Consider the following 26434-nt stretch of genomic DNA (forward strand, 5'->3'; position numbering starts at 1 on the left):
TAGGAGGAACAAATGATGACAAAACCAATGAATGCTAAGGAAGTAAATACAAAAGAATTCGATTTAGAGGTAGAACTATTAGATTTGGATGAAGTATCAGCGATCCCAGAAACAACAGCTAGCAGTGGCTCAACAAGCTGTTCGGCATCATCAACATGCGGCTCAACATCATGCTGCGGTTCATGTTAATAATCGTCCTAAAGGCTTAGAGTCAGTTGTGTAAAACAACATAAACAAAATAATAACTATTCTATAGGAGGAACAAATGATGACAAAACCAATGAATGCTAAGGAAGTAAATACAAAAGAATTCGATTTAGAGGTAGAACTATTAGATTTGGATGAAGTGTCAGCGATCCCAGAAACAACAGCTAGCAGTGGCTCAACAAGCTGTTCGGCATCATCAACATGCGGCTCAACATCATGCTGCGGTTCGTGTTAATTACTTGACTATTATCATCAGGCGGTTGAAACAAAGAATTGTGACAACCGCCTGATTATACTAAATCAGAATAAGTTTTGGATGCTAAAGAAGAGTTTGAAAATAATTAATATTTTGGAGTAGATTATTGCTTTTTAGAAAATTACATAAGGATAAGGGTGTGTTGTTGTGTATCAAACCTGTATATATAACTATGACAGTACATTAGAACAATCATTGCTATCACTTATTGATGATCAGTGGAAAGGAACTCAATATTTTGTTTCAAAGGGGTGGGAAGGGGGGCCACATATTCAGTTGATTACAAAAAATAAAATATTGCCTTCTGAATATACAGCTTTGGAAAAAAGAGTTGGCCTTCTTATTGAAGAAAAACCATTAGATAAATCGTACATTGAAAAAGTAAAGAAAAAATATAATCAAAGCTTCCAATTGATCTCAAACTTGGAAAGTAAGAAAAATGAACAAGTGATTCGAGAACATGGTGAAATAGACATCTATCCATATTCATTTCATTTTCATAATGAAAGAATAACAAGCTTATATGTGAATGAACGATTCAAACATTACCAACTGCTACTGGATACAAGAAAATATCTAGAAATACAGAATGTAAGCGTTGAGGAGCTATTCCCACTTATTTTTTCAAGGGTTTCAGATATCTATCATGAAGAAAATAACAATAAAGGTTACCTTTCATTTGTCTCACATGTTCAAGGCTTCTTTGAGCTTTCAGCCAAGCAAAAGAAACCTTTTACCGAAAAGTCATTTGAGACACTTTATTTAGAAAAACAATCAGGTTTTAAAGTAGCTGAGCATGCACATTCACAAATAATTAATAGATGGTTCAAGTACTTTTCAGAGTTTTATAGAAGTTGTTTAAGCCAGATGGATGAATTAATAGATGATCACTATAAAGCGGAATTGGCGCGTACTATTGAGGAATTGGAGAAAAATTTTGAAAATGATTTTCATAGGAACTTTGTTAGCTATTCAAAGACAAATAATTTTATGGAAAATCCCGAAGCAACGGCTTATAGATTTACTGTAAATTTGCTGTATTTAATACTACCTTACTTTAATATAAGTGCTTTGAAGAAGCAAAAGTATATTTATATGGCATACAGAGTAGTGGAAAAAAATAAAGGAATGACTTGGAGGGAGGAGTTAGATCTTGACTATAACAGTTACTCAAAATCCATTTAGTGTTTATCGAGGAACCAATACCTCTGATCAGTGGTATTTTGAAATGCGGGAAAAAGCAAAAGAAATTCATACATTTATAGAAGAGATTAACAAAATTCATGAAAAAATTGAAAGAGAGAAGGAAATTGTAGTTAGTCAAATTGAAGAAGAATTTTCTTTACAAAAGGATCCAAAATTATTGAATTTAAAACGGGATGTTCATAATTTACGTAGTGTTCGTTTAAAGAAATACGAAGGACCAATTCTGATGAGTCGTCTAGTAGAACTACTAAATCAATTAGATTTGTATCAAGAAATGCTACAACAAAGTTATGAAGAAGCTGTAATGAAATCAAGAGAGATTCTGCAACGGGAAATAGCAAATGACCAATTACAAAAGACAGTTTTATTTTTTAATCAAACAATTTATAAGAACATTGAAAAGTACTTATCAAAACCTGTACAAACACATAATAAAAAAGAAAAAAAGTTGGATAATTTTATAATCAATTTGTTAATGCGTAGCTCAATGAAAACTAGTCCGTTTTCTTATCTTACTCAAACGGGCTCTTCTGGAAATCGATTTTTAATTAAAAAGAAGGCAAACATTGAATTGAACCATGCTCTACTTTTTAGAATATTTTTGGAAATCATTCGTTCGAATAAAGAAGCATTAGAAAAAATCCCAGTCCATGTTTCCAAATTTGGCCAAAGAGACTCCAAGATTTTCTATGTTACTCAAGAAAATGTTCCGCAATCTAAGAAAATATATGAAACAAGAGATAAGCTGGTTGAGATGGGAATTGCGGAAGAAGTAATTCAATTTCTAAAGAAAAATCAGGGTCAAACCATATTTTATAAAGACTTTGCTCAATTTCTTAGAGAAAATGAACTGTATTCGGAACACGAGTTGGATGTATTTAAAAAACTTGTTTCCACAAAAATATTAGTTCAGAAAATTACAGTAAATGCTAAAAGAAATCTTGTAGAAGAGATGATTGCCTATTTAAAAGAACAAGGGATATGTGAAGATCTATCACTCCAGCTTCATTTTATAAATGAAATGAAAAAGAAGTTCGAGCTGGCAGGTACAAATGAGCGGTTAGTTCTTTGGAAAAAGATTGAGGATGTTATTAAAAATTTGAGTGAAAGCATTCCGAACTTTGGTACGGAAATTCTATATGAAGATATCTTGTTTGATTCTCAAAATAATAAGAGCTGTCTTAAAGATATTGAAAATAAATTTTCTAATCATTTTTTTGAAGAAATTACAGCATTTTTACTGTTGTTTGATGTGAATATTCGTGTGCAATATGAAGTTGCTGCGCTTTATAAGAAATTATATGGTGATTCGGAAACCAGTTTATCTGACAGCAATTTATTAAACAATGTATTCTTTGAAAAATTGAGATACTTCTTCCCTTATTTCCAAGACATGGATTATCGCTATGGTGAAGCGATTGCGCCTGAAATAAAGATTTTGGATGATCTTAGAGATGAATTCAAGACATTCTTTTCTCAATACTTAGATGAAAATCAAAATACAGAAATAGATTTTCAAGAACTAATCAAACCATTTTCTAAAAAAATTCCTGAGTATATTAAATACGGCAATGAATTTAGTATGACGTTTTTTTATCAACTTTTACAGGACAAAGTAATTTTAAACGATATCTATGATGGCCAGGAAAAATTTCTATCTAGATTTAAAGACTTTTTTGAGAATTTGAATGACGATTTACAGTATCAAGAATATGTTCAAAAAAATTATTATGATAAGAACTATTACGAAGTAACAGAGTTGTTTGGGTTTAATGGCGGAATTCATGATAGAAATTATGATCAAAAGTTGAATTTAGAATTTGGAAATCAAAGGTTCCATGATATTGGGCATTCTAATATATCTGAATTTTCCGTCAAGTATGATGAGCAAACGAAAAAACTGAAAGTGCTTGATCCTCAGAAGAAAGAAGCGAAGGTAGCCTACAAATCGTCATTAGTTCCAGTCTTTCTCCCAGGAGTTCTATCTGTATTACTACTTCTGTTTCAAAGCGGGAGAATTAATTTTGATATTAATTATTTCCTGAAAAAAAGAAGTGATATGCCAAGAATTATATTTGAAAATATTGTGATGTACAGAAAGAAGTGGAATATTAAACTGGGAGATTTTGCTGAAATAAGCAAAGAGGCTGCAAATGAATTAGAGCTGTATATACTCATTAATGACTATTTTTTAGATAAGCATTTACCTAAAACATTCTTTTTAAAGAAATATCGTATGGGAGAAGAAATTTCTGCAATGAAGCCATTGTTTATTGATATCACAGTACCAATATTATTTAAACATTTTATTAATGAAATTATAAATGAAGAAAATCAAGATCCTATGTTTTATATCGAAGAGGTGTTACCTGAATTTAAGAATGAGCTTAAGGAATATGTTGTTGAATATACGATTGACAATTAGGAGGGTGAACCATGCAGAACTTTAATGTAAAGGTAGAAAAATTAACAAAGAACTATGGAAAAAAGGCTGTTCTGAAAGGAATAGACTTTACTGCTGAAAAAGGTGAAATTATAGGTGTTATAGGCAAAAATGGTGCTGGGAAATCAACATTCTTGGAAATTTTAATGACGATTAAAGATTATAATGACGGGAAGGTAGTTGTTTTTGGTAATAACCTGAAGGAACTTGATCAAGCTCAGTTGGGAAAAATCAAAAGTAATATTTCCGCAGTACTTCAACCTACACAGTTTTATAAAAAATTAAAAGTAAAAGAACTACTAGATCTTTTCCGTTCCTATTATGGGAGCAATGTGGATTTAGATGAAATTATAAAAGAGTTTGAATTACAAGAGCATTTAAATACGTTTTTTGATAATTTATCTGGGGGATGGAAGCAAAAGGTTAGCCTTGCAATTGCTTTTTCTTCAAAACCGCGTTTGATTATTTTAGATGAACCGACTACTGGTCTGGATCCTCATATGCGAAACATTTTATGGGAAAGCATCACAGGATATATTAAGAAAAATGACAGTACAGTGATTTTATCGACTCATTACATGGACGAAATCGAGCTTTACTGTGATAAAGTCCTTTTCATTAATGATGGTGTAACAGAAGTATTTGATACACCAGAAAATATACTGAAATCCGGTCATAAATCAATTAATAGCTTTTATCTTGATAAAATCGCCAAATAAGGAGGAGTAAACATGTTATTAACTCAAATTAAATATGACTTAAAAATGTTCTTTAGAGAGTTATTTTATTTAGTATTCACTGTTGTTGTACCACCGGTAACATATATTTTAATGGGACAAATGTTCAGTAATGCAACCTATAGCGGGGGAATGAACTATGTTCAAGTGTATACACCATCGTTTATAGTCCTAATTAGCTTTTCAGTAGTATTTTTTGCCTTTGGTTTCGATCAGGTAATGAATCGTGCAGCTGGGATTGAAAAGAGGCTTTTCATTACGCCTATAACAGATAAAATTCTTTTGATGTCCAGTATTGCGAAGTCATTCATTATTGCAACTGCAGGATTTATCTTAATAACATTAATTGGCCTACTTGTTTATGATTTGCAATTTTCTATTGTTAACTTTTTGGTTTCATATCTAAGTTTGTTGCTTATTAATGCGGTAATGTTGGTTTATTCTCATGCAATTTATTCAAATTTCAAGGAAGTAAAAACAGCACTAATTATATCTATTGTTTTATTTCAAATTGTTATGTTTACTGGCGGCTTTTCTGTTCCTGTGGAGAGTCTTCCTAAATTTATTCAATATGTATCTTATGCGAATCCGTTCTATCATTTAAATAACATATATATTTCAGTTTGGAATCAGTCATTTGAACTTAATCAAGATATGTTAATTTCGATCGGTTACGCTTCGGCTCTCCTAATTATTTCATTAGTTGTTATTAAACTCAACAACAAGAAGGAGTGATTATTATGATTATTAAAGCTAGAAGAAATATTAGATATCACTATAATGAACCAGATTTATTTATATATGGGCCAAACGAAAAAATAAAATTGAAATTGAGCGTTTCTGAATATGAAAACATTACTTCTTTGATTAGTAAGGCATACCAAGGAAGTGAAGAAACAGAACTTTTTGAAGAATTTAAGCGCTACAGGAAACTTACTCAGTTACTTATAGAAAAACATATTTTTTATCTGATTGATCCGGAAATCTATAACTTTCACAGAAGCAGTATCTATTTGCCATGGGTAGAAGAGCATTGTCTATCCGTAGAAAAAGGTCTGAAAGAAATTGAAAAAATTTGTGTAAGTATTCCCGAATCGTTTTTTGGTGCAACTTGCCTAAAAGAATTATTGGAAGAGAATCAAATTCAAAGTGAAATTACAAATGTAGAGAATATTGAAGTTCTAACCGGGAAAATTGCTGCAAAATATCATATTGGAAAAAAAGGAGATAGAATATGGGTTTCAACAAGAAACCATAGGAATTTTGAAGAGGTATCAGAAGAGGATATTTCAGAGAAACTTCTGTCGGGTTTCCTTTTTTATAGCGCCATTATATCTGCTGTTAGTAAAAATCACCCTGTATTCAATATAAATACTATGATGGAAGTCGAAAGAAAAATGGCGTTTGGTGGAATTGAAAAAGTGGATTATCAATTTTCTGGACGGACGCATCAAGACGCTATAAAGAATTTTAATTCGCTAGAAATCTTTGTAAAGAAATATGATTCAAAAATCGTTTCCTTTAATAATGATAAAGCATATTTCAACTACAACCAATCTCCGTTGCAGGTTATTACTGTACAAACGGAAGACGAAGAAAATTACTATTTCGCAGATATTTCTTATGAAAGGCTTGCACAATTTCTTGCAGAAGCAGCATTTCTTGAGATCCTAAAAAACAGTTATTCAAAAGAACTTTTACTGAAGCAACAGAAAAAAATCATATATAGTACCCAACATGATAAGACAGGAGAACTGTTCAGATTAGATTTGAATGAGTTAGAAGAATCCGAGCTTATTAGTAGTTTACTGAATCAAGAAAAGCTATCAGCAAATTTCTATCTCCAGGCTTGTGTTAATGGTGGGTATTACTTGTATGTTGTAAATAACGATTCAGAGGCGCTAATTTTCCAAATCCCTGTAAGAACAGCAGCTCAGCTGACAACAGTCATATTGACTTGGATTAGTATGTATAAAAATGATGTATCTGTCAAAGAATCATTCTTTAAATCAGTAGATTTAAATGAATTCCAAATAAAAGAAGATAGTTCTTTAAATTGGAACAGATCTATTCAAGAAAAACAAGTAAGCGGACAGCAGACTACTGTGGGGAAAATTCTCGATGAAAATGGTTTTGAATATGAACTTTTGGAGGTGGAGTGATGTCCATACAAACAATTGCAGCTACTACAATTCTGATAAACCAAAAGTATATTTTTATTCATTCATCAAAGAATGATTCTTCCTTTTGTTTCAACTGCTATAAAGAGCGAACAAAAGAACTAAAATGCTATCAACAATATTTCGGTTGGCTAGAAGATCAGCCTAACCAGCTAGAATCTGAATTAATTGCTATGCTTGTTCAGAAGCTTGAAAAAAGTATCGAACCGTTCCTATATGAGCTAAATCGAGATACATTGGAAATTCAAGCGAAAGCAACCTTCAAGCGAGGAGATTGTGAGTGTAATGTAGACACTAGTTCAAACCGGCTAATGGAATTGGATACGATTTTCGATGCAAAAGATAATCGACAACTGAGCTTTGAAAAGGTTCGGGAGAAGATTGAAAAAAACAAGAAGTTAATCTATGCGCATCCATCGTCGATTGTGAACGCCTTGACGCGTTCAGGAGATTCCTATGGGACACCAATGGTACAGACTGAGGTACTGTATAAGGGGATTTCAATGCTTTCCTATGGTCGGACAGGGACATATGAAAAATCAAAATATATTTCTATTTTGGAATCGTTGGAGCGTTATGCTACAGCGTTTCCTTATAAAATACAAAAAACAGCAATACGGGAAAAGGATTCGGAAATTATTGATCTCACGCTGAGTGAAGTAATGACGCAATGCGATTATGGTAATCCAGAGAATTATACAGAAGATCAGCCTCTGAATTATGAAAAAGTTTGGGCATTACACAGCGAAAAAGAAGTTTTAATTCCCGAGCAGTTGATTTATTACAACTCTCATGTTGTTTCTGATGAAAAGAGATATATCTATGAAAGCTCCAATGGTAGTGCTCTAGGTTCAACAGAAGCTGAAGCGAGTCTGCATGCGATGCTGGAACTGATTGAAAGAGATGCCTTTTTAGCCACATGGTATGGGCAGATTCCACCTGTCAGAATCGATGAATCAAGCATTTATTCCACAAAAATACAGGCTTATCTGGAATCTCTCAAGCGAAAAGATATCCGTGTTCATTTGTTTGATATTTCTATGGAAGTGAGAATCCCGACAATCTGGGTGTTATTAGAAAAGAAGGAACCTGAGGAAAATGAAATGGCCTTCTACACAGCTGCTGCAGCTTCTTTTGACTTGGAAGAGTCCATTGAACGAGCATTGATTGAAGCTACAACCGCGATTACTGTTTTTACAAATGTATTCAATAATCAGGAATATCAGACTAGAAAAAGACAATTGTTGAAGAATCCTCAATCCGTTCACAGATTGGAAGACCATTTGCTTCTTTATTCAAATAAGGAGATGAAGAGTGCATTTAAATTTGCATTAGATACTGAAATGGTTTCTTCCTTTGAGCAATTAGAAGCAGGGTATACAACTTATCAGGGAAAATTTTTAGAGGTTGTTCGAGCGCTTGAAGAGCAACTGGTCAAAATATCTGGTAAAGCGTATCGGGCTACTACAGAGAATCCGAACTTATTTTCTGCAGGATTTGTGAATGTGAAATATATAGTACCTGGTATGCTGACGATGACCTTTGGACATCAAAATAGACGAGTTGTAAGTCAGCGTATTGAAAAGGCTATTCAGTTTAAGAAGAAAGGGAAGTTAGATAAAAACTGGATAGAAAAGACGCCCCATCCATTTCCATAAATGAACGGGAGGGAATAAGGATGATTGATCAACATTATTTAGAACGATTCGGAGAGAATCGTTATAAGCAGAAATTGTCAGCTGCACAAATTGATGAAGATCTGTTGTTTAAAAATCATATAGATGTGATTGACATGAAATTTTTGGAAGAGCTTGGAAAAAGTGATGGCTGGAGTTCGATTATTTATGATCTCTATTATTATTTAGAAATGATACAACGGATAGATTTTTTCAGCAAATACTATTTCCATTCTTTTTCTCCAAAAGCTAGAAATATTGATAGTCTCAAATTGGTGTTTGTTCATAAGACCCATATGTTTGTTTACAATGCATTAACAGACAAAATTCATGTGTACAACCAAGAGTATTTTAAAGGATTGAATGCTGAAAGAGACTATCTAGTAATAGTAAATGATAATCGTCAGCTCCAAAAAATCTATGGTGGTTTTTCATCGATGCTGGGTTTACTGAATACGGGTCACTATCTCTATAATCTTGACTTTGTTTTAAATGGTCATCAAATTTGTCATCGTAGACTAACAACGGTTTCGTTGGAGATACCTCGTGAATTTGTCACAATTCCTCTTGTTTTGGAAATAGCTATGGATCAAGAATATCATTTGAATACAGAAGATATAAAAGAGCAACCAGAAACTGAATTTTTCAGGAGAAGGGTATCGGAGCAAAATATTCGCGGCGATGCAGTGTTAAGAAAGATTATGTCAGCTGATACTAATCGTCAGTTATTGAAGGAGTGTCAAGCAGCTGTGCAAGACTATCCTGATATAGGTTTATGGAGTTTTATAGATAATATTACTGATTTCAGAAGTGGGTTTTACCAGATTGGAGAAAAGTTTGAATTTATTCAACCTAAAGAAGAATTTATGTATAAAAAGATGTTACACGAATATCAAGATTTCACTAATCTAGAGGGAATGAACTATTGGTTTTTCTTTACATTTGAAAAAACAGGACAAGATTATGATGAAATTTTTTTGAAGATTGGCCATTTTGCTCAACGTTTATCAATTATTGCTGCGAAATATGGATTAGCAGCTCGTGGGATTAAAAATTATAACGACACTATAATAAAAGAGAAATTCAATTTAGAAGAAAATAAACAGATTGGCTACTCATTAAATCTTTTTAAGAGCTGGAATACAAGTCACAGTATATTTTTAAAATAAAGGAGAGTAGTAGTATGTGGATATCTAAACATTTATTCATTCATGATTATCTATTAATTGAGGAGTTTTTAAAAGATTGTCTGTTACCTTATTTAGATAAAGAAAAAGTTCGATATTTTTTCATTCGCTATTGGGATGGGGGTCCTCATATCCGATTGAGATACCAAACTGAACCTGAAGCAGCAGAGAGATTTGAAAAAGATTTGGATCAATTATTGGAAAGTTTTCATCAAAAGCATAAGAGCCATACGTTCCAACCTATTTCATATGATGAGGCAATTGTACAGACAGAAGGCATTAAACCAACTGCTCCTTATCCGAATTTTTCAATTCAGACAATTGATTATGTACCAGAGCTGAACCGTTATGGTGGAGAAGTAGCGATGGGATTGTCCGAAGAACTATTTGTACACTCGTCAAGATTTGCCGGACAAATTATTCAAAAGCTTAATCGAAATCAGCGTTATGTATTAGCAATTGATCTTATGTACTTCTGTACAGAAGTTGCTGAAGAATTAGGATATATCGAGAAGCATGAGACAATGTTTCTTGCGTATCGTGAAATATGGACACAATTTTCTAAGAATAAGACTTCGGAGAATTTATACAAAGTGATTAGCAACAGAATCAGTAGCTTGAAAAAGGGAGAACTTGAGACTGCAATCTATCAGCCGTATCTTAAGGTTTTTAAGTCATTGCTTGCACAAATAAAGTTATGTCAAACGACTTTTGAGCCTGAGTACGCCTTTTATATAGTAATTTCACATCTTCATATGCTGAATAATCGTTTAGGAGTTTCTCCGGAATTTGAATTTATTTTTTCAGATGCTTTCCTTAAAGCTGGATGATTTCTTAAAAGGGGGGGAGTTTAATTTGTGGAACTTTAAAGGTGAGCGGAATATAGAGAAAAAATTCATTGATTATCATATGATGTCAATCAATGAACCTGAATTCACCAATACTCAAGTATATGCTCACAGACCGAGGGAATTACAGGGAAATGGAAATTTTCCGCTAATTGATTTGGATTATACATTTGACCAAGACAATTTATTTGAAAGAATTTTAGGGACGAGATATTCGGCAAGGGAACCATTCAAAGCCAAGGTAAAGGTTGATAGAAAGTTAATGGCACAATTTGCTCAATTGGCAATGATTGGCGGAGATAGAGAGAATCGTACATATCCTTCCGGTGGGGCACAGTATTATGTCAACATTTACTTTTTATTCAACGAGCAATTGGTAGATATTGATTTAATAGAGCAGGGAAATATTATGCGGCTGAATAGTGATACTCAAAAGTTATTGGTTAAACAATATCAGCCGTGGAATGAAATCAGTAAAGTATTTATTCAAAAGTATCTGGCTAATACAGCACAGTTCGCTATTGCATTGAGTTGTGACATGTCGGAGATCTCTGGGAAGTATACAGATATCTCGTATAAGTTGGTGCAACAAGAGGCTGGACATATTGGACAGAATATTCAGTTAGTAGCGAACTATCTAGGATTGGAAAGTGTACCCTTAGGCGGTTTTTATGATATTGAGTTATCAAGACTGTTGAGAGATAATCAAACATCTTTGTATGCATTTCTTTTAGGCTAGAAAGGAGCTGGGATGGAATATGTATTGCTTAAAATTGAAATATCAAGTAAAAAAAGTAAACGATTTCTTTATGATTCAGGACTGTGTAACATTAGAAACAGTCATGGCTTTTAAAGTCAAAGATATGGAGTTTAATAAATTAAAAGAAATTGTCTATCACGGAATAGATGAAACAACAGATTGTTCGGAGAATAGGCTTGGGAAGCAGCTGTTGGAAAAGGATTCTAAACTGTTTACTTACTATGAAAAGCAAAAATCTAGAGATCTTTTGAATCTAGTTAGAAGCTATACGGAATTTTTTACCCCTTATTTTATTTCAACAGAAGCGATTAATGAATACGTGATTTTTGCAGAAAAAATTATTGAGACAGGGAAAATATTTAACATTCAGGTTTTTTTAGAAAATAAATTCCCAAATGTTCAAGAGTTTCTGGAAAAATCACCGTTTATACAAACTGTATATGATGAAAAACAGCAGGAAAATATTGATCTGCTAATTGGAACACAAAAGAAAATTGCAGAAATCAATCAAATAGACTCTTTTGCGAACTATGTACTGGCATTGAGCTGTCAGGAAAATAGTTTGGAGATTGGTCCATTAATAAATACAACAAAATTCGAGATTCCCAAGTTTACAATAGAAGGAGAGCAGAATGCAGCAATAATGCATCATGAAGAATTATTGATGTGTTTCTTCTTAGAGAGAATTCTATTTATTCAGCTATTCAATTTATATAATAAAATGCGGCAAAATGAATTTTTCCCAACTAGAAACAAAGTCTGCATTAATCGAATGAATCTTCAAGGATACAGTGAAGCGGTTACGCTTTATCCAAAATATTTAGTTGAGTTTGTCGTATAAAAAAATCATGATTGTAAGGAAAATACTCATAACTGTGTATTTTCCTTTTTTTTTTTACGTTTAAGTGATTAGAAGAATAACTTAATATACTTTTGATAATAATAGAATAAAGAAGGTTATCCTATAATTGTAAAGAAAAACAAGGGAGGGGTAAAAATGGAAGTCTTGCTAAAAGGATTCAGAGAAGAAGTGTTGTCAGAATATATGGTTAGGAAATTAAAAGAAAGACAAAACCTGACTAGAGTTCAAGAGTTGAAGTGTAAATTGGGTATTGAAGTTTGCCTCATAAATTTGGGAAAAGCCATTCCAGTTTATATGACAGCATTTTTACTTCATTCTATTTGGCTGACATTTATTTTTCACAGTGCTTATTTCTTAATAAGGCTAAATGCTAGAGGTATTCATGCTCAAAAAAGCAGTACCTGCACTTTAATAAGTGTTTTCCTATTCGGAATATTACCGGTAGTGGTACGAGATATTTCATTATCAGAACCGATTAGCTGGATTGTAATTCTAGCTGTATATAGCTGTCTTTATAAGTATGCCCCCCGAGATACAGAAAAGAATCGCATTAATGATAAGGTGTTAAGAGCAAAGCTGAGAAACAGAGCAATAATAGGTTATTCGATATGTGTGGCAGTAATGGTTAGTACTAGTTCACAAGTAGTTTTCAATCAAGTATTTTTTGGAAGTTTACTAGCTGTATTTTGTATTCTTCCAATAACATATAAAATATTAAAAAAATAAGAGAGGAAGAAAAAAATGAAAAAAATTCAAAGAATGTTTACTGAAGGTATAATAAATCTATTTATTGGAGTAGGTGCGTTAAGCGTGGAGAATTTCTGTTTATTGTATAATTTTGAACCAGAAATTCCAGAGGAATTAAAGAAGTAGATTATAAGTGGAAAGTATAAATTTGCCTAATATTACAATTTACTGATCTATAGTATAATATATAGTGAAGTTTACTATATAGAAATGAGGGGTCAGGGATTGACTATATTAGCATTCATACAAGTAGCAATTTATTGTATTTTAGTAAGCTTTGTAATAGGTAAACGTTTTTTTCGAAAGGAAAATATTATTTCAGTCATATTATTTAGTTTGATTATGGCATGGTTATATCCGTATTTAGACATTTTTGGTTCACTATTAATATTTACATTTGTTCTTGCTATATTTAAGTATACCTATCAAAAATGGATACCTGCATTGTACGACGCATCAATATTATTGATTGCTATGATTCTGATTGATCATTTAACAACTTTTATTATGGGAAAAATCTTAAGTATTAGTACTTTTTCAGAAACAAATGAAACCATTTTTTCAGCGGCATTACTTCATCAATTTATTACCCTGATTATTGGGCTTATATTTATAACTTTCTGGAAAAGATTGAATATTCAGATTTTTGAAAAGGATGAGAATGACAGGGATTTACAGCGTATTTTAGCTTTCCTAGGGCTTTTTACATATGTAATTTATTTTACAATGATTGTGTATGTAAGATTAACGGGAAATCAAAATACGCTGGTATTGATGAATACGATGTACTTATTTATCTATTTTGCTATTTTTGCTGTCAGTTTGTCGTTTCTAGTATATACCTTTAGAAAGCAGTTTGAGATGAGGGAAAAGGAAATTGAACTAAACAGTATACAAGTGTACACTGAACAGCTGGAAAAAAACTATTATGAGATGCGAACATTTCGCCATGATTACATCAATATCCTGTCTTCTATGTCTGAATATATCACCAATCGTGATATGACTGCTTTAGAGAGCTATTTTAATGACAATATTATGCGTGTCAGTCAAGAGATTCGTGACAATGATTTTAAGATGAGGGGTTTGTCCCAAATAAAAATTCCAGAAGTAAAAGGTTTGGTATCCTCCAAACTAATTACAGCACAGGAAAAGGGGATAGATGTGGTTTTTGAATGTCCTAACGAAATACATTATCTGAATATGGATAGTGTACTGTTGTGCCGCTGTATCGGAATTATTTTAGACAATGCCATTGAAGCAGCAGAAGAAGTAGAAGAAGGTATGGTTCGAGTTGGATTTGTGGAGCTTGAACAATCTGTATCCTTTGTGGTTTGGAATACGTTTAGAGATACTGGGTATAAGCTCTTTCAATATTTCGAAAAAGGTTTCTCAACGAAAGGAGAAAATCGAGGGCTGGGGCTGAATAGCCTGAAGAAAATGGTAGATCAAGAAAATAAGACACGGTTGGATACAGTTATAGAGGATAATTATTTTAAGCAGGAAATTGTAATTTTAAAGTGAGGGATTGAGATGATTGATGTTTTTATCTGCGAAGACCAAAAGGAACAAAGAGAAAGGATAGCCAGGTATGTCTCAAATTATATAATGATTGAAAACCTTGATATGCAACTGGTTCTAACAACTGCAAATCCAGAAGAAGTATTAACGTATATAAAAGAGAGCAAACGATCTGGTTTATATTTTCTTGATATCGACTTGAATCATGAGATGAATGGTATCACACTTGGCGCGGAAATCAGAAAAATTGATCCAACAGGTGATATTGTTTTTGTCACAACCCACTCTGAACTTACTTATTTAAATTTCATTTATAAAGTAGCCGCGATGGATTTTATTATTAAAGATAATGTTAATTCTATACAGAGCAAGGTTGTTAGCTGTTTGAAGGTGACAAATGAAAGAAAGCAAGTAACAAACAAGACATCCAATAAAAAATTCGTTCAGAGAATTGCAGATAAAATTATTAGTGTCAACTATGATGATATCATGTTTTTTGAATCCTCCCCATTACATAAAGTTGTTTTACATTTGGATAATCGTCAAGTAGAGTTTTATGGGAAGTTGAAAGATGTAGAAAAAGAGTATGAAGGCTTCATTCGTTGCCATAATTCTTTCGTAGTGAATATCAACAATATACAGGAAGTGGACTTTAAGAAGAAAGAAATTCTAATGAAAAATGGAGAAATTTGCTATGGGTCTGCTCGAATGATTAAAGCTGTACAAAAGAAATTAGAAATGAATGATATTGAATAAGGAAATAGAGAGTAGAGACCTAGGTGAAAGCCGCATAATTTCTCCACTGGAACGTCAATATGCGCTATAAACAGCATCACATATTCAATGACATTGTAATAATGATATAAAGAATTTGCACAACAAGCTAGTGAAAACTATAGTGGTAAGCTAAGCTAAGCTAAGCCGTCGGTCGGAGGTACGAATCCGAGTATGGGATAAAATACTACCTCCATTTTACACTACTGTTATTTTTAAAGATGGACCAATAATTGAATACACATATTTTGCACATAATGACGTCATTCAAATTGAGTAGCGTTCTTTAAATAATAAAGCTAATATAAAATCATCTGAACTTAAACATTATGAACCTTATTCAATTCGGAGAGCGAATTGAAATTATTCCCGACTTGAAAAAATAAGCGTATTCGAAAAGTATCTCGAATACGCTTATTAATATAAAGAAAATCAATAATAAAGTTAAACAGAGCCTACAAATAAAGAAAACCTCAACTCAGTTGGGAAATCCTTTTTATTCGTTCTAATTTAACTCTATCGCTCAGAAACAGCGACAAGGCTTGTAACAAAAAACATAATTGCTGTGATGTTATTAACTCATTTAACCGTTATATAGAAAATGTAACAGTTAAATGAGTTCAAACAAAACTTTATTAATCTTTTTCAACTTTTGGGAAAGGCATTAATTTTCTTTTAAAATACAGATGGTTAAGCTCTAAAAAATTCTACTTTTTGCTCAATAGTTTCTCACATGTTAAATTAAACCGATTAACATAGCAGTTAATACAAGCACGATACTTAATCCCCACATCAAGAAAAGGGAATAACGCAGGTGACGGCCCATTTCCAATCCAGCCAAACCTAAGGCAAGCCATACAGCTGGTGCTAACGGACTGACAAAAGTACCGACAATGTTACCTATAATCATAGCGTAGCCAGTTGATATTGATGCAACCCCATAAGTCGCAGCGATTTGGTCAACTACCGGGAATAAAGCAAAATAGTATGCATCTGTACTCAACACTAAATCAAAAGGCACACCTAACATACCTACTATTATGTGTAAGAATGGTCCTATAGCTGTTGGCATTATTTTGACTACATCGTTTGCAATTGCTTCAAGCATTCCAGTTCCGTTTAATATTCCTAAAAACAGACCCGCTGCTAGAATAATAGAAGCCATTGTAAGAGCATTAGGTGCATGGGCACGCAATCTCTCCATTTGACCTTTCACTTCTCTAAAGTTAATCGGCAAAGCAATGCTCACACCAATCATAAACGCCAACCCGGCGGGAATAATGCCATATACAAGTACACCAAGCACTAGTATAGCTAATAAAGCATTAATCCATAACAATTTCGGTCGAGCATGTGGATTTGCTTTTTCTAATGCATGTTTTTCATCTTTTTCTTCCACTTCTAATGCTACTGCAGCTTCAAGAGATCCATGGGCTTTCACAATTCTGCGTTTTTCTCTCATTCCTAAGAATACCGCTAATACAAGCATTAATACCATACCTAAAATTTGAATAGGAATGAGTGGTCTCCACAATTCGGTTACGTCCATTTCCAATACAGACGCTACACGTCCTAATGGCCCGGCCCATGGAAGCATATTCATGATGCTCGCACTTCCTGCTATAAGCAATAATAATAAATAGGGGCTCATCTTTAAGCGTTTATATAACGGCAGTAATGCCGGGATGGTGATTAAAAAGGTGGAAGCACCTGATCCATCTAGTTGAGCGATGGCTGCAACTACAACGGTACCTACTGTAACTGTAATAATATTACCGTGCGATAAAGTAACCAATTTATTGATAATTGGGTCAAATAAACCAACATCTTGCATAATACCGAAAAAGATAATAGCAAAAATAAACATGATTGCAACATTAATAACCGAGCTAACTCCACTATCAAAAAAACCGCCTACCTCACTAAAACTAAAACCTGCAATAAGCGCTCCTAAGATTGGAGGCAAAACCATCGCTACAATCGGAGTAACCTTACCACTAATTAATAAAGCCATAATTACAATAATTGTTATAAATCCAATAAGGCTTAAACTCATATTTATATCCCCTTTCCGTCATAAAAAAATTTCCACACTTAACCTCATTCTATAATTAATGAATGCGTTTTCAATTCAGCGTAAAAAATTATATTTTTTAGATTAGTATGAGATTAGCACGTACGAAAAGAAGAATAAATATTCTGAACATAAAATCAATATTGTCTATTTTATTGATTTTGTTCATAAGTTTCACAGATGATGTATCTTCGCTCAGGCCGTCCTACAGTACCATAGATTAACTTCGTTATTACCATCCTTTGTGAGACTAAGTATTCCAAGTAGCGCCTTGCAGTCGAACGGCTAATGCCAAGCTCGGAACTTAACTCAACAGCAGTGATCCCATCAATTTCTTTTACTGTGAATAACAAATAAATTTTATCGAGAGTAATAGAATCAATTCCTTTAGGCAGTTTTTCATCGCTTGTTGGAGATTGAGAACTTTGGCGAAGGCTAAATAAAGTATCTATTTCACCTTGTCCCATTTCACTTTTAGATTGAAGATTTTCTTGATAGTCCTTATACTTTAATAGCGATTGGCTAAAGCGTTTCTCATCAACTGGTTTTAAGATATAATCAAATACGCCACCGCGATAGGCTTCCTGAATGGCCTTTGTTCCTTTCTCGGCAGTTAGAACAATGATATCCGCTTCATGATACGACTGGCGAATCTGCCAAAAAAAATCCATCCCTTCGACATCAGGAATATATAAATCCAATAGAAAAATATCAGGAATCGTATGACTGGTTTCCAGATATTCTAATGCTTCTTTTTTACTTTTCACTATTTTTTGCACGGCAAAGCCACCGGTTTTTTCAACGTACTGACGATTAATATCGGCCACTCTAAAGTCATCCTCGATAATAAGTACAGAAAATATTTCGTTCACGGCTATCTCCTTTAATCCTTTGGTATGATGATAATAAAACAAGATCCTCCGAGATCTCCTTCTTCTAGAAGAATCTCGCATCCTGCATCATTCAGCATAAGTTTTGTTAGCGCTAGGCCTGTTCCTCTATGGCTTCCTTTTTTCGTTGAAAACCCTTGCTGAAAGATACGAGCGCTATTCTCTTCAGATACTCCTGAACCAGAATCCTCAATTTCAAAAATACAATCGTCCCCAATATCAGTAAAGAAGATTGAAATCTTGCGAAACCCGTCCTCTTTTTGTTTAATAGACTCTAAGGCATTTTCGATCACGTTACCCAATGCGGTTAAAAGCGCATTCTGCTTTTCTTCTGAAAGCGAGTATTCGAATCTGCTATCTGGATGAATGCTCATAATAATGCCGAGCTCATTTGCCTGATTAAACTTTCCTTGAAATAAAGCTTGAACAAGAGGATCTACAACCTTTTCTGATAAAAGCTTTAATCTATCCTGCTGAATATTGCTTTCTTTTTTAATAAAGTCTATTGCTTCATTCTGTAGGTCGTTTTGCACTAACCCAAGGATAATATGCAGTTTATTGGAAAATTCATGTGTTTGTGACCGCAGTGCATTCGCATATTGTTTAATTCGTGATAGCTCTGCTGTTACTTTTTCTAACTCCGTTTTTTTTCGGAAAGTATAGACAAATCCTGTGGAAACATCTTCACTTAGAATCGGCGTCTGGTTAACAAGCACAACTTCCCCGCCTAGTACCATTTCACGATCATAAAACCCACTTCGATGAATTACATACATACTATTGCCGAGCGGTGGTACAATTTCTTCTATTGAAGCGCCTACAAAATCTGTTTGTTTTTGCTCCAGCTTGTTGTAAATGATATCTTTAGCCGCTTTATTAATTGCCGTAATTGCTCCGTGATGGTCCACTGCAATGATGCCTTCATGCGTCGACTGCAATATAGCTTCCTTTTGAAAATACAAATGTGAAATTTCCTCAGGCTCCATATCATACAATAACCTTTTGATGTAATATGCAATAAAAATAGCACCGAATATCCCCAGTAGAATAATCGCACTTATGGTCAGCCAGAGAGATTTACTTTGTTCTGTAACAATTCTCTGTACATCATTACTGAGAAAACCAACTGATACTACACCTACGATGGTTCCTTCAGAAAGGATTGGCACTTTTCCACGGATTGATAACCCAAGTGTTCCATCTTTCTTTGACTTATAGGATTCACCCAGCAGTAAGGCCCTATCATTATCCCCGCCAACCATTTTCTTTCCTATAAAGTCTGGATTGGGATGGGAGTATCTTATTCCTTCCTTATTTCCAACAACAATAAATTCTGCGCCTGACTCCTGCTGAATCGGTTGAACGATGCCCTGGATTACTGAAGAAGGGTCCTCCAATGCAAATGCTTCTTTGACTTCTGGTATATTTGCTACACTATGGGCAAGACTCAATGCTCTTTTGCCGATTTGATCCTCCGCCATATCCGATATAAACCGCTCTAGGAATACTGAGAAAATTATCCAAATGCTAATAATCAATAAGCTAATAAGCAGAATCATTTTCATTCTTAAATTGAATTTTATATTTAGAAATCGCTTCATCGTTTCAAACTCCTCAAAGCCCTTATTAAAATAATCTCATTATATCATTATATTGCTTAACCTTCTTGAAATGTATTTCCTTGTTTAACCACTCCTAATACCTTTTGAAATTCCGTATGTTCTTTTAATTGTACCTGTAAAATGTTCTGAATAAATCACATCACAATTTTCAGTTTGCCATACTTTTATTTTGCTAAAGACAATTGTTGAGGTGAATAGTTTTGTTAGAACTTTGACTATCTAAAAAATAAAATGATGAATCAAGATATAGCAAATCTATATAGTGTATCATATCAAAAAATTATTAGATTAATTAAAATAAATCGTTTAGATCCAGACGTATTGAGAGAAAGTAATAAATATTTCCCCTATGTTTGTGCCAAAATCGCTAAAAGTTCTATGAGTTCTGCTACAGTATTTTGGGAGAGGAGATTTAGATACGAGTAAATACCATTTAAAATCGTTTTACGAAATACGCTAGCCTAGCAGGAACTAATAAGCGAGTTAGTCCACATATATTTAGGCAACTTTGGCAAGACGAATGGTAGCAGCAGGTATAGATACCTTTATCCTAATGACGATATTAGGACATACGGAAGGGTTACTTGCCGATTTCGCTCTGAAAAAATAGAGTTTTAGTTAAATTAAATTATTTCAATTATATATTATTTATTTGTAGTCAATTTGACCTAAACAATTCAGGTTTCCATTGAATATACTATTTTTACAGACTAAAAATGCCAACATAGGCACTAGAAAGGTTGATAAGCAAATTTATGAAAACGATTATTTTTATAGGTAGTAATAAATCTGGTTCAAGTAGAGAGGCAATAAAGGCTGCTGAAAGGCTAGGTTTTTTTACTATATTATTAACCGATAGGAAACGGTTCCTTGAAAACAGACTTGATTTCCCAGAAGTTCACCAAATGGTTCTGACTGAATTGAGGAATCATAATTTGTTAAAAGAAAATATAAGAGCAATACAAGCACAAGGAAAAAAAATAGAAGCAATATTGAGTTTTATTGATCCTTATGTCCATGTAGCTGCAAAACTGTCAAAAGAATTTGATTTGACTGCAGTGTCCCCTGAACCTTTAGAGAGAATGGAAGATAAGCTTTCAACACGTGAACTTTTAAAAAATCTTCCGGTATCCCCCTATTTTGCAAAGTTTGAAAAAGATGATTCCTTAGAAGACTTTATCGATAATCATAAAGGGTTATTTCCTCTCATTGTAAAAACCCCCGTTTCAACTGGTTCTAAAGATGTGTTATTTGTCAAAGATGACAAGCAATTAGAACAATCCATTAATACGTTATTAAAGAAAGGGAACAGTGAGGTATTAATTGAGGAATATTTAGAGGGTCCTCAATATTTGATTGAAGCTTGTGTGTACAAAGGAAAAGTTCATATTATTGCAGTTCTTGAACAGGAAATAACGTTTTTCGACCGTTTTATTGTTACTGGTTATTGTTTGTTGGGAGATATGGACATAGCCCTTTACAATAAAATCTATGAAACCGTTTGTTTGGTACTGGAACGGTTTAATTTGAATAATGGATCTTGCCATTTAGAAATGCGATTAATTAATAATGAATGGAAACTAATTGAAATAAACCCTCGGATTTCAGGGGGAGCAATGAATCGAATAATTGAAACGGCCTATGGAATTAATTTAGTTGAAGAAACCATAAAGATTTTTTTAGGACAAGAGCCTAGTCTCGAAAAAAAATACAAAAGATTTGTATATGCACAATATTTAACAAGTGAATCTACAGGTACTTTAATAAAGGTGACAGGAAAAAATCGCTGTTCTCGGATAGACGGCGTGGAGGAAGTATTTATTAAGCCTAAAAAAGGGAAGACATTACATCCACCTTTATCTATGGGGGATCGCTATGGATATGTGTTGGCTTCTTCAGAAAATAAAGAAGAAGCAATCAGGATTGCTAAGGAAGCTGCAAAGGAAATCCGTTTTTATATTGAACCTATTTAATTGGAGTGGATAAAAAATGATAGATGGCCGACATGAAAAAAAAGAAGAAGACGAGTCCGTTTGTAATCTGAAATCTACTTTGAAAACGATTTATGGAACTCAGAAAAGGGCAAAATTACCAATGTTTCAAGGTATACTTCAGGAAACCATCCCATTTATTTTATATTCCTCAGCAACTGCTGAACCTTATTTTACCTTTGGTACTACCACGACCTCACAATCCCTATTTAGAACTTGTTTTTTCCGTATTGAGGATATAATTGACTCGAATGTCTCCCTATCATTATTACGTCCAATTGATATAGAAGGGAATTGTTTAGACACCATACACAATCCTTATCGATTAGAAAAAACGAATATTAAAGTGATTGTATCCATACAAGAACTTTCCGGTATTCAGTGTATCAGCCCTAAATTAATAGATCGTCAAAGTATCATTGTTGAACAAAAGTGCTAGGAACAAAAGACGAATTAGCATTTTCAAATCTTTGATTCACCGGTCTTACTAAGCATCTTTAGATATTTAGCAAACTTGATGGGAAATTGGACTGCTAGGCTTTTGGATATATTATGCACGTATCTTTGTCATTGTACAGTGAAAATCATAAATTGATTATATAGGATATAGGTGTTCATAAAAAGGGGAATACTGGGATATTCTTCTCTAATGATTTTCTTAGAATGATATCTTTTATAAGGAGAGATGAAAAAATATGGTCTTAATTGGAATGCTGCATCACAGAGCAGAACCTGAGAAAGTTAAGAAGGCCTACGCTTATTCTGTTGTGGCTAAAGCTGAAGGTGTGGAGTTTTTTTACTTTACACCTGGTAAAGTTGATATTGAAAACCAAAAAATTATCGGGAAATATTATGAAAATGGTGTGTGGATTGACAAGGAATATCCATTTCCAGATGTCATTTATAATGCAAGTTATCCCTTAGGTGAAAAAGCAGAGCAAACCTTCGACTATTTATTTGAGAGGATTCCATTTACTAGTCATTCAATCGGAGATAAATTGAGTGTCCATAATAGGATTAAGGAAGGTGAGGATTTTAAACAATACCTGATTCCAACACTCGAACTAACAAATGTCAAAGATTTACTGGACATGATTAATCTATATCCAAAAATCATTATGAAACCTATTTCTGGCCACCAAGGTGCGGGTATCCTTTTCATTGAAAAAGAAGATGATGAATTCAAAATTAATGACGCAGGCAAAATCTCAATTTATACGAAAGAAGAGTTATTAGACTTGGCGTTACTTAAAATTCAGGAACAAGAATATATAGTTCAAAGGTTTATTTCATGTCAGATAAAATCAGGCCATGTATCCGATTTCCGTTTGCATGTACAAAAAAATGGAGAGGGCAAATGGGTCATTACATCAATATACCCCCGTATAGGACCTTTGGGCAGTATTACATCTAATTTAGGTAGTGGCGGTTATACTGCTTATCTTGATCATTTTTTACAAAAAGAGTTTAATGATGACTGGTTCAATGTCAAAAGATCACTTGAGCATTTTTCATTAAGCTTTTCTAGCCATTTTGATTCATTATATGATGATTTCCCACTCGATGAATTAGGAATTGACGTTGGAATCGATGAAAACCAAAGATTGTGGTTATTTGAAGTAAATTGGCGGCCTGGAATCCCAATAATATTTAATAGTGAATTAGACGTAGCAAAAAACACGATTCATTACGCTAAATATTTAGCCCTTAATAACAAGAACTTGTCTTCGAATTGAGGCTTAGAGAAATGTAACTGCCATTACTTTTTGAGAAGGCCGTTTTTTAAAAGAAATTTTATCTAGATTGTATACAATATTAGGTAAATGAAAAAATCCGTTATTGAACTAGCGGAGGCTTTACTCGAAGATTAATGAGCTGCGTAGACTGCTCTTTTTTCTTGTTCAATTAAAGGGGTAGATTCTTGAAGAAATAAAGGGGAGCAAATAAAGTATTGCTCCCTTTGTACTGACGAACATTAAACATTCGCACCTTAAAATTCAAAATCTATTTTTGGATTTTTAAAATAGTACACCTTATCACTCTCTAATTTCACGAACCACTTTACAAGGGTCTCCTACTCCATCACGTTTTCCGGAATATCTTTTGTCACGATACTTCCCGCACCATTAACCGAATTATCAATAATTGTCACACCTGGCATTACTATGACCCCAGCATCAAACCAAACATTTTTCCCAATATCAGCGTTGAATTGTAAATGTGAGCGATTATTCGAAGTTGGCGTGATTGGATAACCAGATTTTTTAAGTGTCACAATAGGACCAAACATGACATTATCTTCAACATAAAGAAAATCATATTCTTATTTTAAACATTAATACGCATCAAGCATTAAGGGTTATATAATAATAGGAACTCCTATTTTGATGTATACTCAAAATCGTGTTCTTTTGAGAGTGTCTGTTTGTCCCCGACCACCGGTATCCTAAAAATAAACTTTATCAAGAGTTCTCATTATGAGGGCTCTTTTTTTGTTGTCTTGAATAAGGTGAAAATAACTAATGATCTATTTAGTTATAAATTAAAGTCAATAATTATTCTAAAAAAGATGAGGTGTAGAAAACTCTAACAATACTTTTTGGAGTGACAACATGAATTTTTTCTATGCAATACAAGGTAATTCTTTCGCTAGGGACGGCTATTATAAAGTGTATATTAAACAGAAAGAGCTATGGTTTGGACAAATAGGGCGACAACTATATGGCATGTAGCAATTGGGAGGAAATTCAATTATACTGGAATTATTTTTTAGTAGTCTCAGACGTTGGCGCATTGTACCAAGAGGGAAAAAACGGGAACAAGCATTAGATGCAATTTTATCATCTAGAGAATTTTTAATGAGAAAAGGAAACCGTATTATCAGTTTCGATGATCTCGCAGAAGTGACCATCAACGAATTGCAATCACTACATACCATACATGGTAACAGTGGTACTTTAACTTTAAAATTAGTTGATGGAAAAGAATTTACACTGGTTCTAGAAGAAAATACAAGTTTAAAACAATTGGAAGCAATTTTTTATCAGAAGCCAGTAAAAAGGATTTGTGGTAGAGGTTCAGTTCTAATAATTCACAATGTAATTAAAGTTTCATTAGGAAACCTAATTTAAACTGTACTCACAGATGACTTAAGAATTCGCTTTTCATATATAGAGTTTGTTAAAGTAGAAATAAGAAAAAGAATATATTACTAGGAGTTTTAGGAGATGAAAATACGTCCAAAGAGATTACAAGCTGGAGATACAGTTGGGATTATTGCACCTGCCAGTCCACCAAATATAGAAACGTTAACAAAGTCATTCGCTTTTTTGGATGAGCTTGGCTTGAAATATGTTATTGGCAACTCTGTACAAATGAAGAATGGATATTTAGCAGGAACAGATGAGGAGCGTTTATCGGATTTACACGATATGATTAAAGATCCTAACATTACAGCGATTTTCTGTGCTAGTGGTGGCTATGGTGGTGCACGTATTGCAGAACGCATCGATTATCAATTATTAGAGGAGAATCCTAAAATTTTCTGGGGATTTTCAGATATTACGTATTTACATACCGCGTTTGGTTTGTATTCAGATATTGTGACTTTCCATGGTCCAACTTTATCTAGTATGGGTAGGGAAGATGTTACTGAACGTTCTAAGCATATGTTTAAGCAGTTATTTGAACCGGCTGAGATTCATTATGAAGAAGATATCTCTAAACTTACAACCGTGTCACGCGGTACGGTAAGAGGAGAACTTGCAGGTGGTAATTTATCGCTAATTGTCAGCAGTATTGGGACCAAGTATGAAATCGATACTAAAGGTAAGATTTTGCTTATTGAGGATATTGGTTTAGAGCCAGCTCAAATTGATGGTCTTCTCAATCAGTTAAAGCTGTCACGCAAGCTAGATGAAGTAGCAGGTGTTATTGTTGGAGAGTTTACAAACGCAGAGCCGAAAGATTATGTAGAGTCACTTACACTAGATGAAGTATTTGACCATTATTTTGGTCATCTAGGCAAACCCGTTGTGAGCGGTTTTAAAATAGGACATTGTGAACCAAATGTAGCTATTCCATTAGGTGTGGATGCTATTCTAGATGCAGATCGTAAGCGTTTGGCTATTTTACCTGGTGTTCAATGATGCCTTACTATAGCATTCAATAAAAATTAAAAAATTGGGTATTAGTTGAAGGTACAATACTCAATACTATTTATCATAATTCTTCAGACATTATTTTAATACAATAGCTTCTTGTTAATAAAATTTGCATTAAACTACAAAACTTTTACTATGAAACTCATCTCTCTACGAGGTGAGTTTTTTTATATATCTATTAGTATATCCCAGTAATTAAAAGTAAATATATTAATTTATAAATAATTGATATTAAAGTAAATTTCTGCTAATGTATTTTTATAATATTATCAGAATATTATAAAAACTAA

At 33.4% G+C, this 26434-nt stretch carries 25 protein-coding genes; 21 read left to right on the forward strand and 4 right to left on the reverse strand.

The window, feature by feature from the left end; all coding sequences use genetic code 11:
- The first annotated feature begins 15 nt into the window (after window positions 1-15).
- From ACQKMD_RS05890 to ACQKMD_RS05965, 16 genes are all read left to right on the forward strand, one after another.
- Window positions 16-189, forward strand: coding sequence for a thiazolylpeptide-type bacteriocin (locus ACQKMD_RS05890; RefSeq protein WP_100795899.1), 174 nt, complete (start codon window positions 16-18; stop codon window positions 187-189).
- A gap of 79 nt (window positions 190-268) precedes the next feature.
- The gene (locus tag ACQKMD_RS05895; RefSeq protein WP_100795899.1) at window positions 269-442 is read left to right on the forward strand and encodes a thiazolylpeptide-type bacteriocin; all 174 of its coding nucleotides are present in this window, start codon (window positions 269-271) and stop codon (window positions 440-442) included.
- Window positions 443-610: 168 nt separating this feature from the next.
- Window positions 611-1648, forward strand: coding sequence for a hypothetical protein (locus tag ACQKMD_RS05900; protein ID WP_427750287.1), 1038 nt, complete (start codon window positions 611-613; stop codon window positions 1646-1648).
- Window positions 1617-4094 (forward strand): lanthionine biosynthesis protein, encoded by a 2478-nt coding sequence (locus ACQKMD_RS05905; RefSeq protein WP_427750288.1) that lies wholly within the window; start codon window positions 1617-1619, stop codon window positions 4092-4094. The genes ACQKMD_RS05900 and ACQKMD_RS05905 overlap by 32 nt, the downstream gene beginning before the upstream one ends.
- A gap of 11 nt (window positions 4095-4105) precedes the next feature.
- Window positions 4106-4831 carry an ABC transporter ATP-binding protein gene (locus ACQKMD_RS05910; protein WP_100795902.1) on the forward strand — a complete coding sequence of 242 codons (726 nt, stop codon included), beginning with the start codon at window positions 4106-4108 and terminating at the stop codon, window positions 4829-4831.
- Window positions 4832-4843: 12 nt separating this feature from the next.
- On the forward strand, window positions 4844-5584 hold the full coding sequence (locus tag ACQKMD_RS05915; protein WP_427750291.1) for an ABC transporter permease: 741 nt from the start codon (window positions 4844-4846) through the stop codon (window positions 5582-5584).
- A 5-nt stretch (window positions 5585-5589) separates the two neighbouring features.
- Entirely contained in the window at window positions 5590-7011 is a 1422-nt protein-coding gene (locus tag ACQKMD_RS05920) for a hypothetical protein (protein WP_427750293.1), read from the forward strand.
- Window positions 7011-8687, forward strand: a complete 1677-nt coding sequence (locus ACQKMD_RS05925; RefSeq protein ID WP_427750295.1) for a YcaO-like family protein — start codon at window positions 7011-7013, stop codon at window positions 8685-8687. Before ACQKMD_RS05920 ends, ACQKMD_RS05925 begins: the two co-directional genes overlap by 1 nt.
- A 20-nt stretch (window positions 8688-8707) precedes the next feature.
- The gene (locus tag ACQKMD_RS05930; protein ID WP_427750296.1) at window positions 8708-9874 is read left to right on the forward strand and encodes a hypothetical protein; all 1167 of its coding nucleotides are present in this window, start codon (window positions 8708-8710) and stop codon (window positions 9872-9874) included.
- Window positions 9875-9888: 14 nt separating this feature from the next.
- Complete coding sequence (locus ACQKMD_RS05935) at window positions 9889-10722, forward strand: thiopeptide-type bacteriocin biosynthesis protein (protein WP_390007140.1); 834 nt, start codon at window positions 9889-9891, stop codon at window positions 10720-10722.
- 25 nt (window positions 10723-10747) lie between these two features.
- Window positions 10748-11479 carry a nitroreductase family protein gene (locus tag ACQKMD_RS05940; protein WP_390007143.1) on the forward strand — a complete coding sequence of 244 codons (732 nt, stop codon included), beginning with the start codon at window positions 10748-10750 and terminating at the stop codon, window positions 11477-11479.
- A gap of 19 nt (window positions 11480-11498) precedes the next feature.
- Window positions 11499-12341, forward strand: a complete 843-nt coding sequence (locus ACQKMD_RS05945) for an ABC transporter permease (RefSeq protein WP_100795908.1) — start codon at window positions 11499-11501, stop codon at window positions 12339-12341.
- Window positions 12342-12497: 156 nt separating this feature from the next.
- The gene (locus tag ACQKMD_RS05950) at window positions 12498-13088 is read left to right on the forward strand and encodes an accessory gene regulator AgrB (protein ID WP_390007149.1); all 591 of its coding nucleotides are present in this window, start codon (window positions 12498-12500) and stop codon (window positions 13086-13088) included.
- Window positions 13089-13103: 15 nt separating this feature from the next.
- Window positions 13104-13235, forward strand: coding sequence for a cyclic lactone autoinducer peptide (locus ACQKMD_RS05955; protein WP_100795910.1), 132 nt, complete (start codon window positions 13104-13106; stop codon window positions 13233-13235).
- 99 nt (window positions 13236-13334) lie between these two features.
- Window positions 13335-14633 carry a sensor histidine kinase gene (locus ACQKMD_RS05960; RefSeq protein WP_427750300.1) on the forward strand — a complete coding sequence of 433 codons (1299 nt, stop codon included), beginning with the start codon at window positions 13335-13337 and terminating at the stop codon, window positions 14631-14633.
- A 9-nt stretch (window positions 14634-14642) separates the two neighbouring features.
- Window positions 14643-15386: a LytR/AlgR family response regulator transcription factor gene (locus ACQKMD_RS05965; protein WP_427750302.1), complete on the forward strand. Its 744-nt coding sequence runs from the start codon at window positions 14643-14645 to the stop codon at window positions 15384-15386.
- Between the two features lie 754 nt (window positions 15387-16140).
- Here the strand turns inward: ACQKMD_RS05965 and ACQKMD_RS05970 are convergent.
- The 3 genes from ACQKMD_RS05970 to ACQKMD_RS05980 form a co-directional block, all read right to left on the reverse strand.
- Window positions 16141-17460 (reverse strand): CitMHS family transporter, encoded by a 1320-nt coding sequence (locus ACQKMD_RS05970; protein ID WP_427750304.1) that lies wholly within the window; start codon window positions 17458-17460, stop codon window positions 16141-16143.
- Window positions 17461-17630: 170 nt separating this feature from the next.
- On the reverse strand, window positions 17631-18350 hold the full coding sequence (locus tag ACQKMD_RS05975) for a response regulator (RefSeq protein ID WP_427750306.1): 720 nt from the start codon (window positions 18348-18350) through the stop codon (window positions 17631-17633).
- Between the two features lie 11 nt (window positions 18351-18361).
- Window positions 18362-19969, reverse strand: a complete 1608-nt coding sequence (locus ACQKMD_RS05980) for an ATP-binding protein (RefSeq protein WP_427750308.1) — start codon at window positions 19967-19969, stop codon at window positions 18362-18364.
- 776 nt (window positions 19970-20745) lie between these two features.
- Here ACQKMD_RS05980 and ACQKMD_RS05985 point away from each other — a divergent pair.
- The 3 genes from ACQKMD_RS05985 to ACQKMD_RS05995 all read left to right on the forward strand — a co-directional run bounded on the left by ACQKMD_RS05985 (window position 20746) and on the right by ACQKMD_RS05995 (window position 23717).
- Entirely contained in the window at window positions 20746-21963 is a 1218-nt protein-coding gene (locus ACQKMD_RS05985) for an ATP-grasp domain-containing protein (RefSeq protein WP_427750309.1), read from the forward strand.
- 16 nt (window positions 21964-21979) lie between these two features.
- Window positions 21980-22420, forward strand: coding sequence for a CotY/CotZ family spore coat protein (locus ACQKMD_RS05990; protein WP_427750311.1), 441 nt, complete (start codon window positions 21980-21982; stop codon window positions 22418-22420).
- 256 nt (window positions 22421-22676) lie between these two features.
- On the forward strand, window positions 22677-23717 hold the full coding sequence (locus ACQKMD_RS05995) for a YheC/YheD family protein (RefSeq protein ID WP_427750312.1): 1041 nt from the start codon (window positions 22677-22679) through the stop codon (window positions 23715-23717).
- A 338-nt stretch (window positions 23718-24055) separates the two neighbouring features.
- Here ACQKMD_RS05995 and ACQKMD_RS06000 read toward each other — a convergent pair whose 3' ends face one another.
- Window positions 24056-24271 carry a hypothetical protein gene (locus ACQKMD_RS06000; RefSeq protein ID WP_427750314.1) on the reverse strand — a complete coding sequence of 72 codons (216 nt, stop codon included), beginning with the start codon at window positions 24269-24271 and terminating at the stop codon, window positions 24056-24058.
- Between the two features lie 568 nt (window positions 24272-24839).
- Here ACQKMD_RS06000 and ACQKMD_RS06005 point away from each other — a divergent pair.
- Both ACQKMD_RS06005 and ACQKMD_RS06010 read left to right on the forward strand, forming a co-directional pair.
- On the forward strand, window positions 24840-25112 hold the full coding sequence (locus tag ACQKMD_RS06005) for a hypothetical protein (protein ID WP_427750316.1): 273 nt from the start codon (window positions 24840-24842) through the stop codon (window positions 25110-25112).
- Window positions 25113-25208: 96 nt separating this feature from the next.
- Window positions 25209-26129, forward strand: coding sequence for a S66 peptidase family protein (locus ACQKMD_RS06010; RefSeq protein WP_427750318.1), 921 nt, complete (start codon window positions 25209-25211; stop codon window positions 26127-26129).
- Window positions 26130-26434 lie beyond the last annotated feature (305 nt).

This window comes from Viridibacillus sp. NPDC096237 (assembly GCF_050278625.1).
Taxonomy (GTDB): domain Bacteria; phylum Bacillota; class Bacilli; order Bacillales_A; family Planococcaceae; genus Viridibacillus.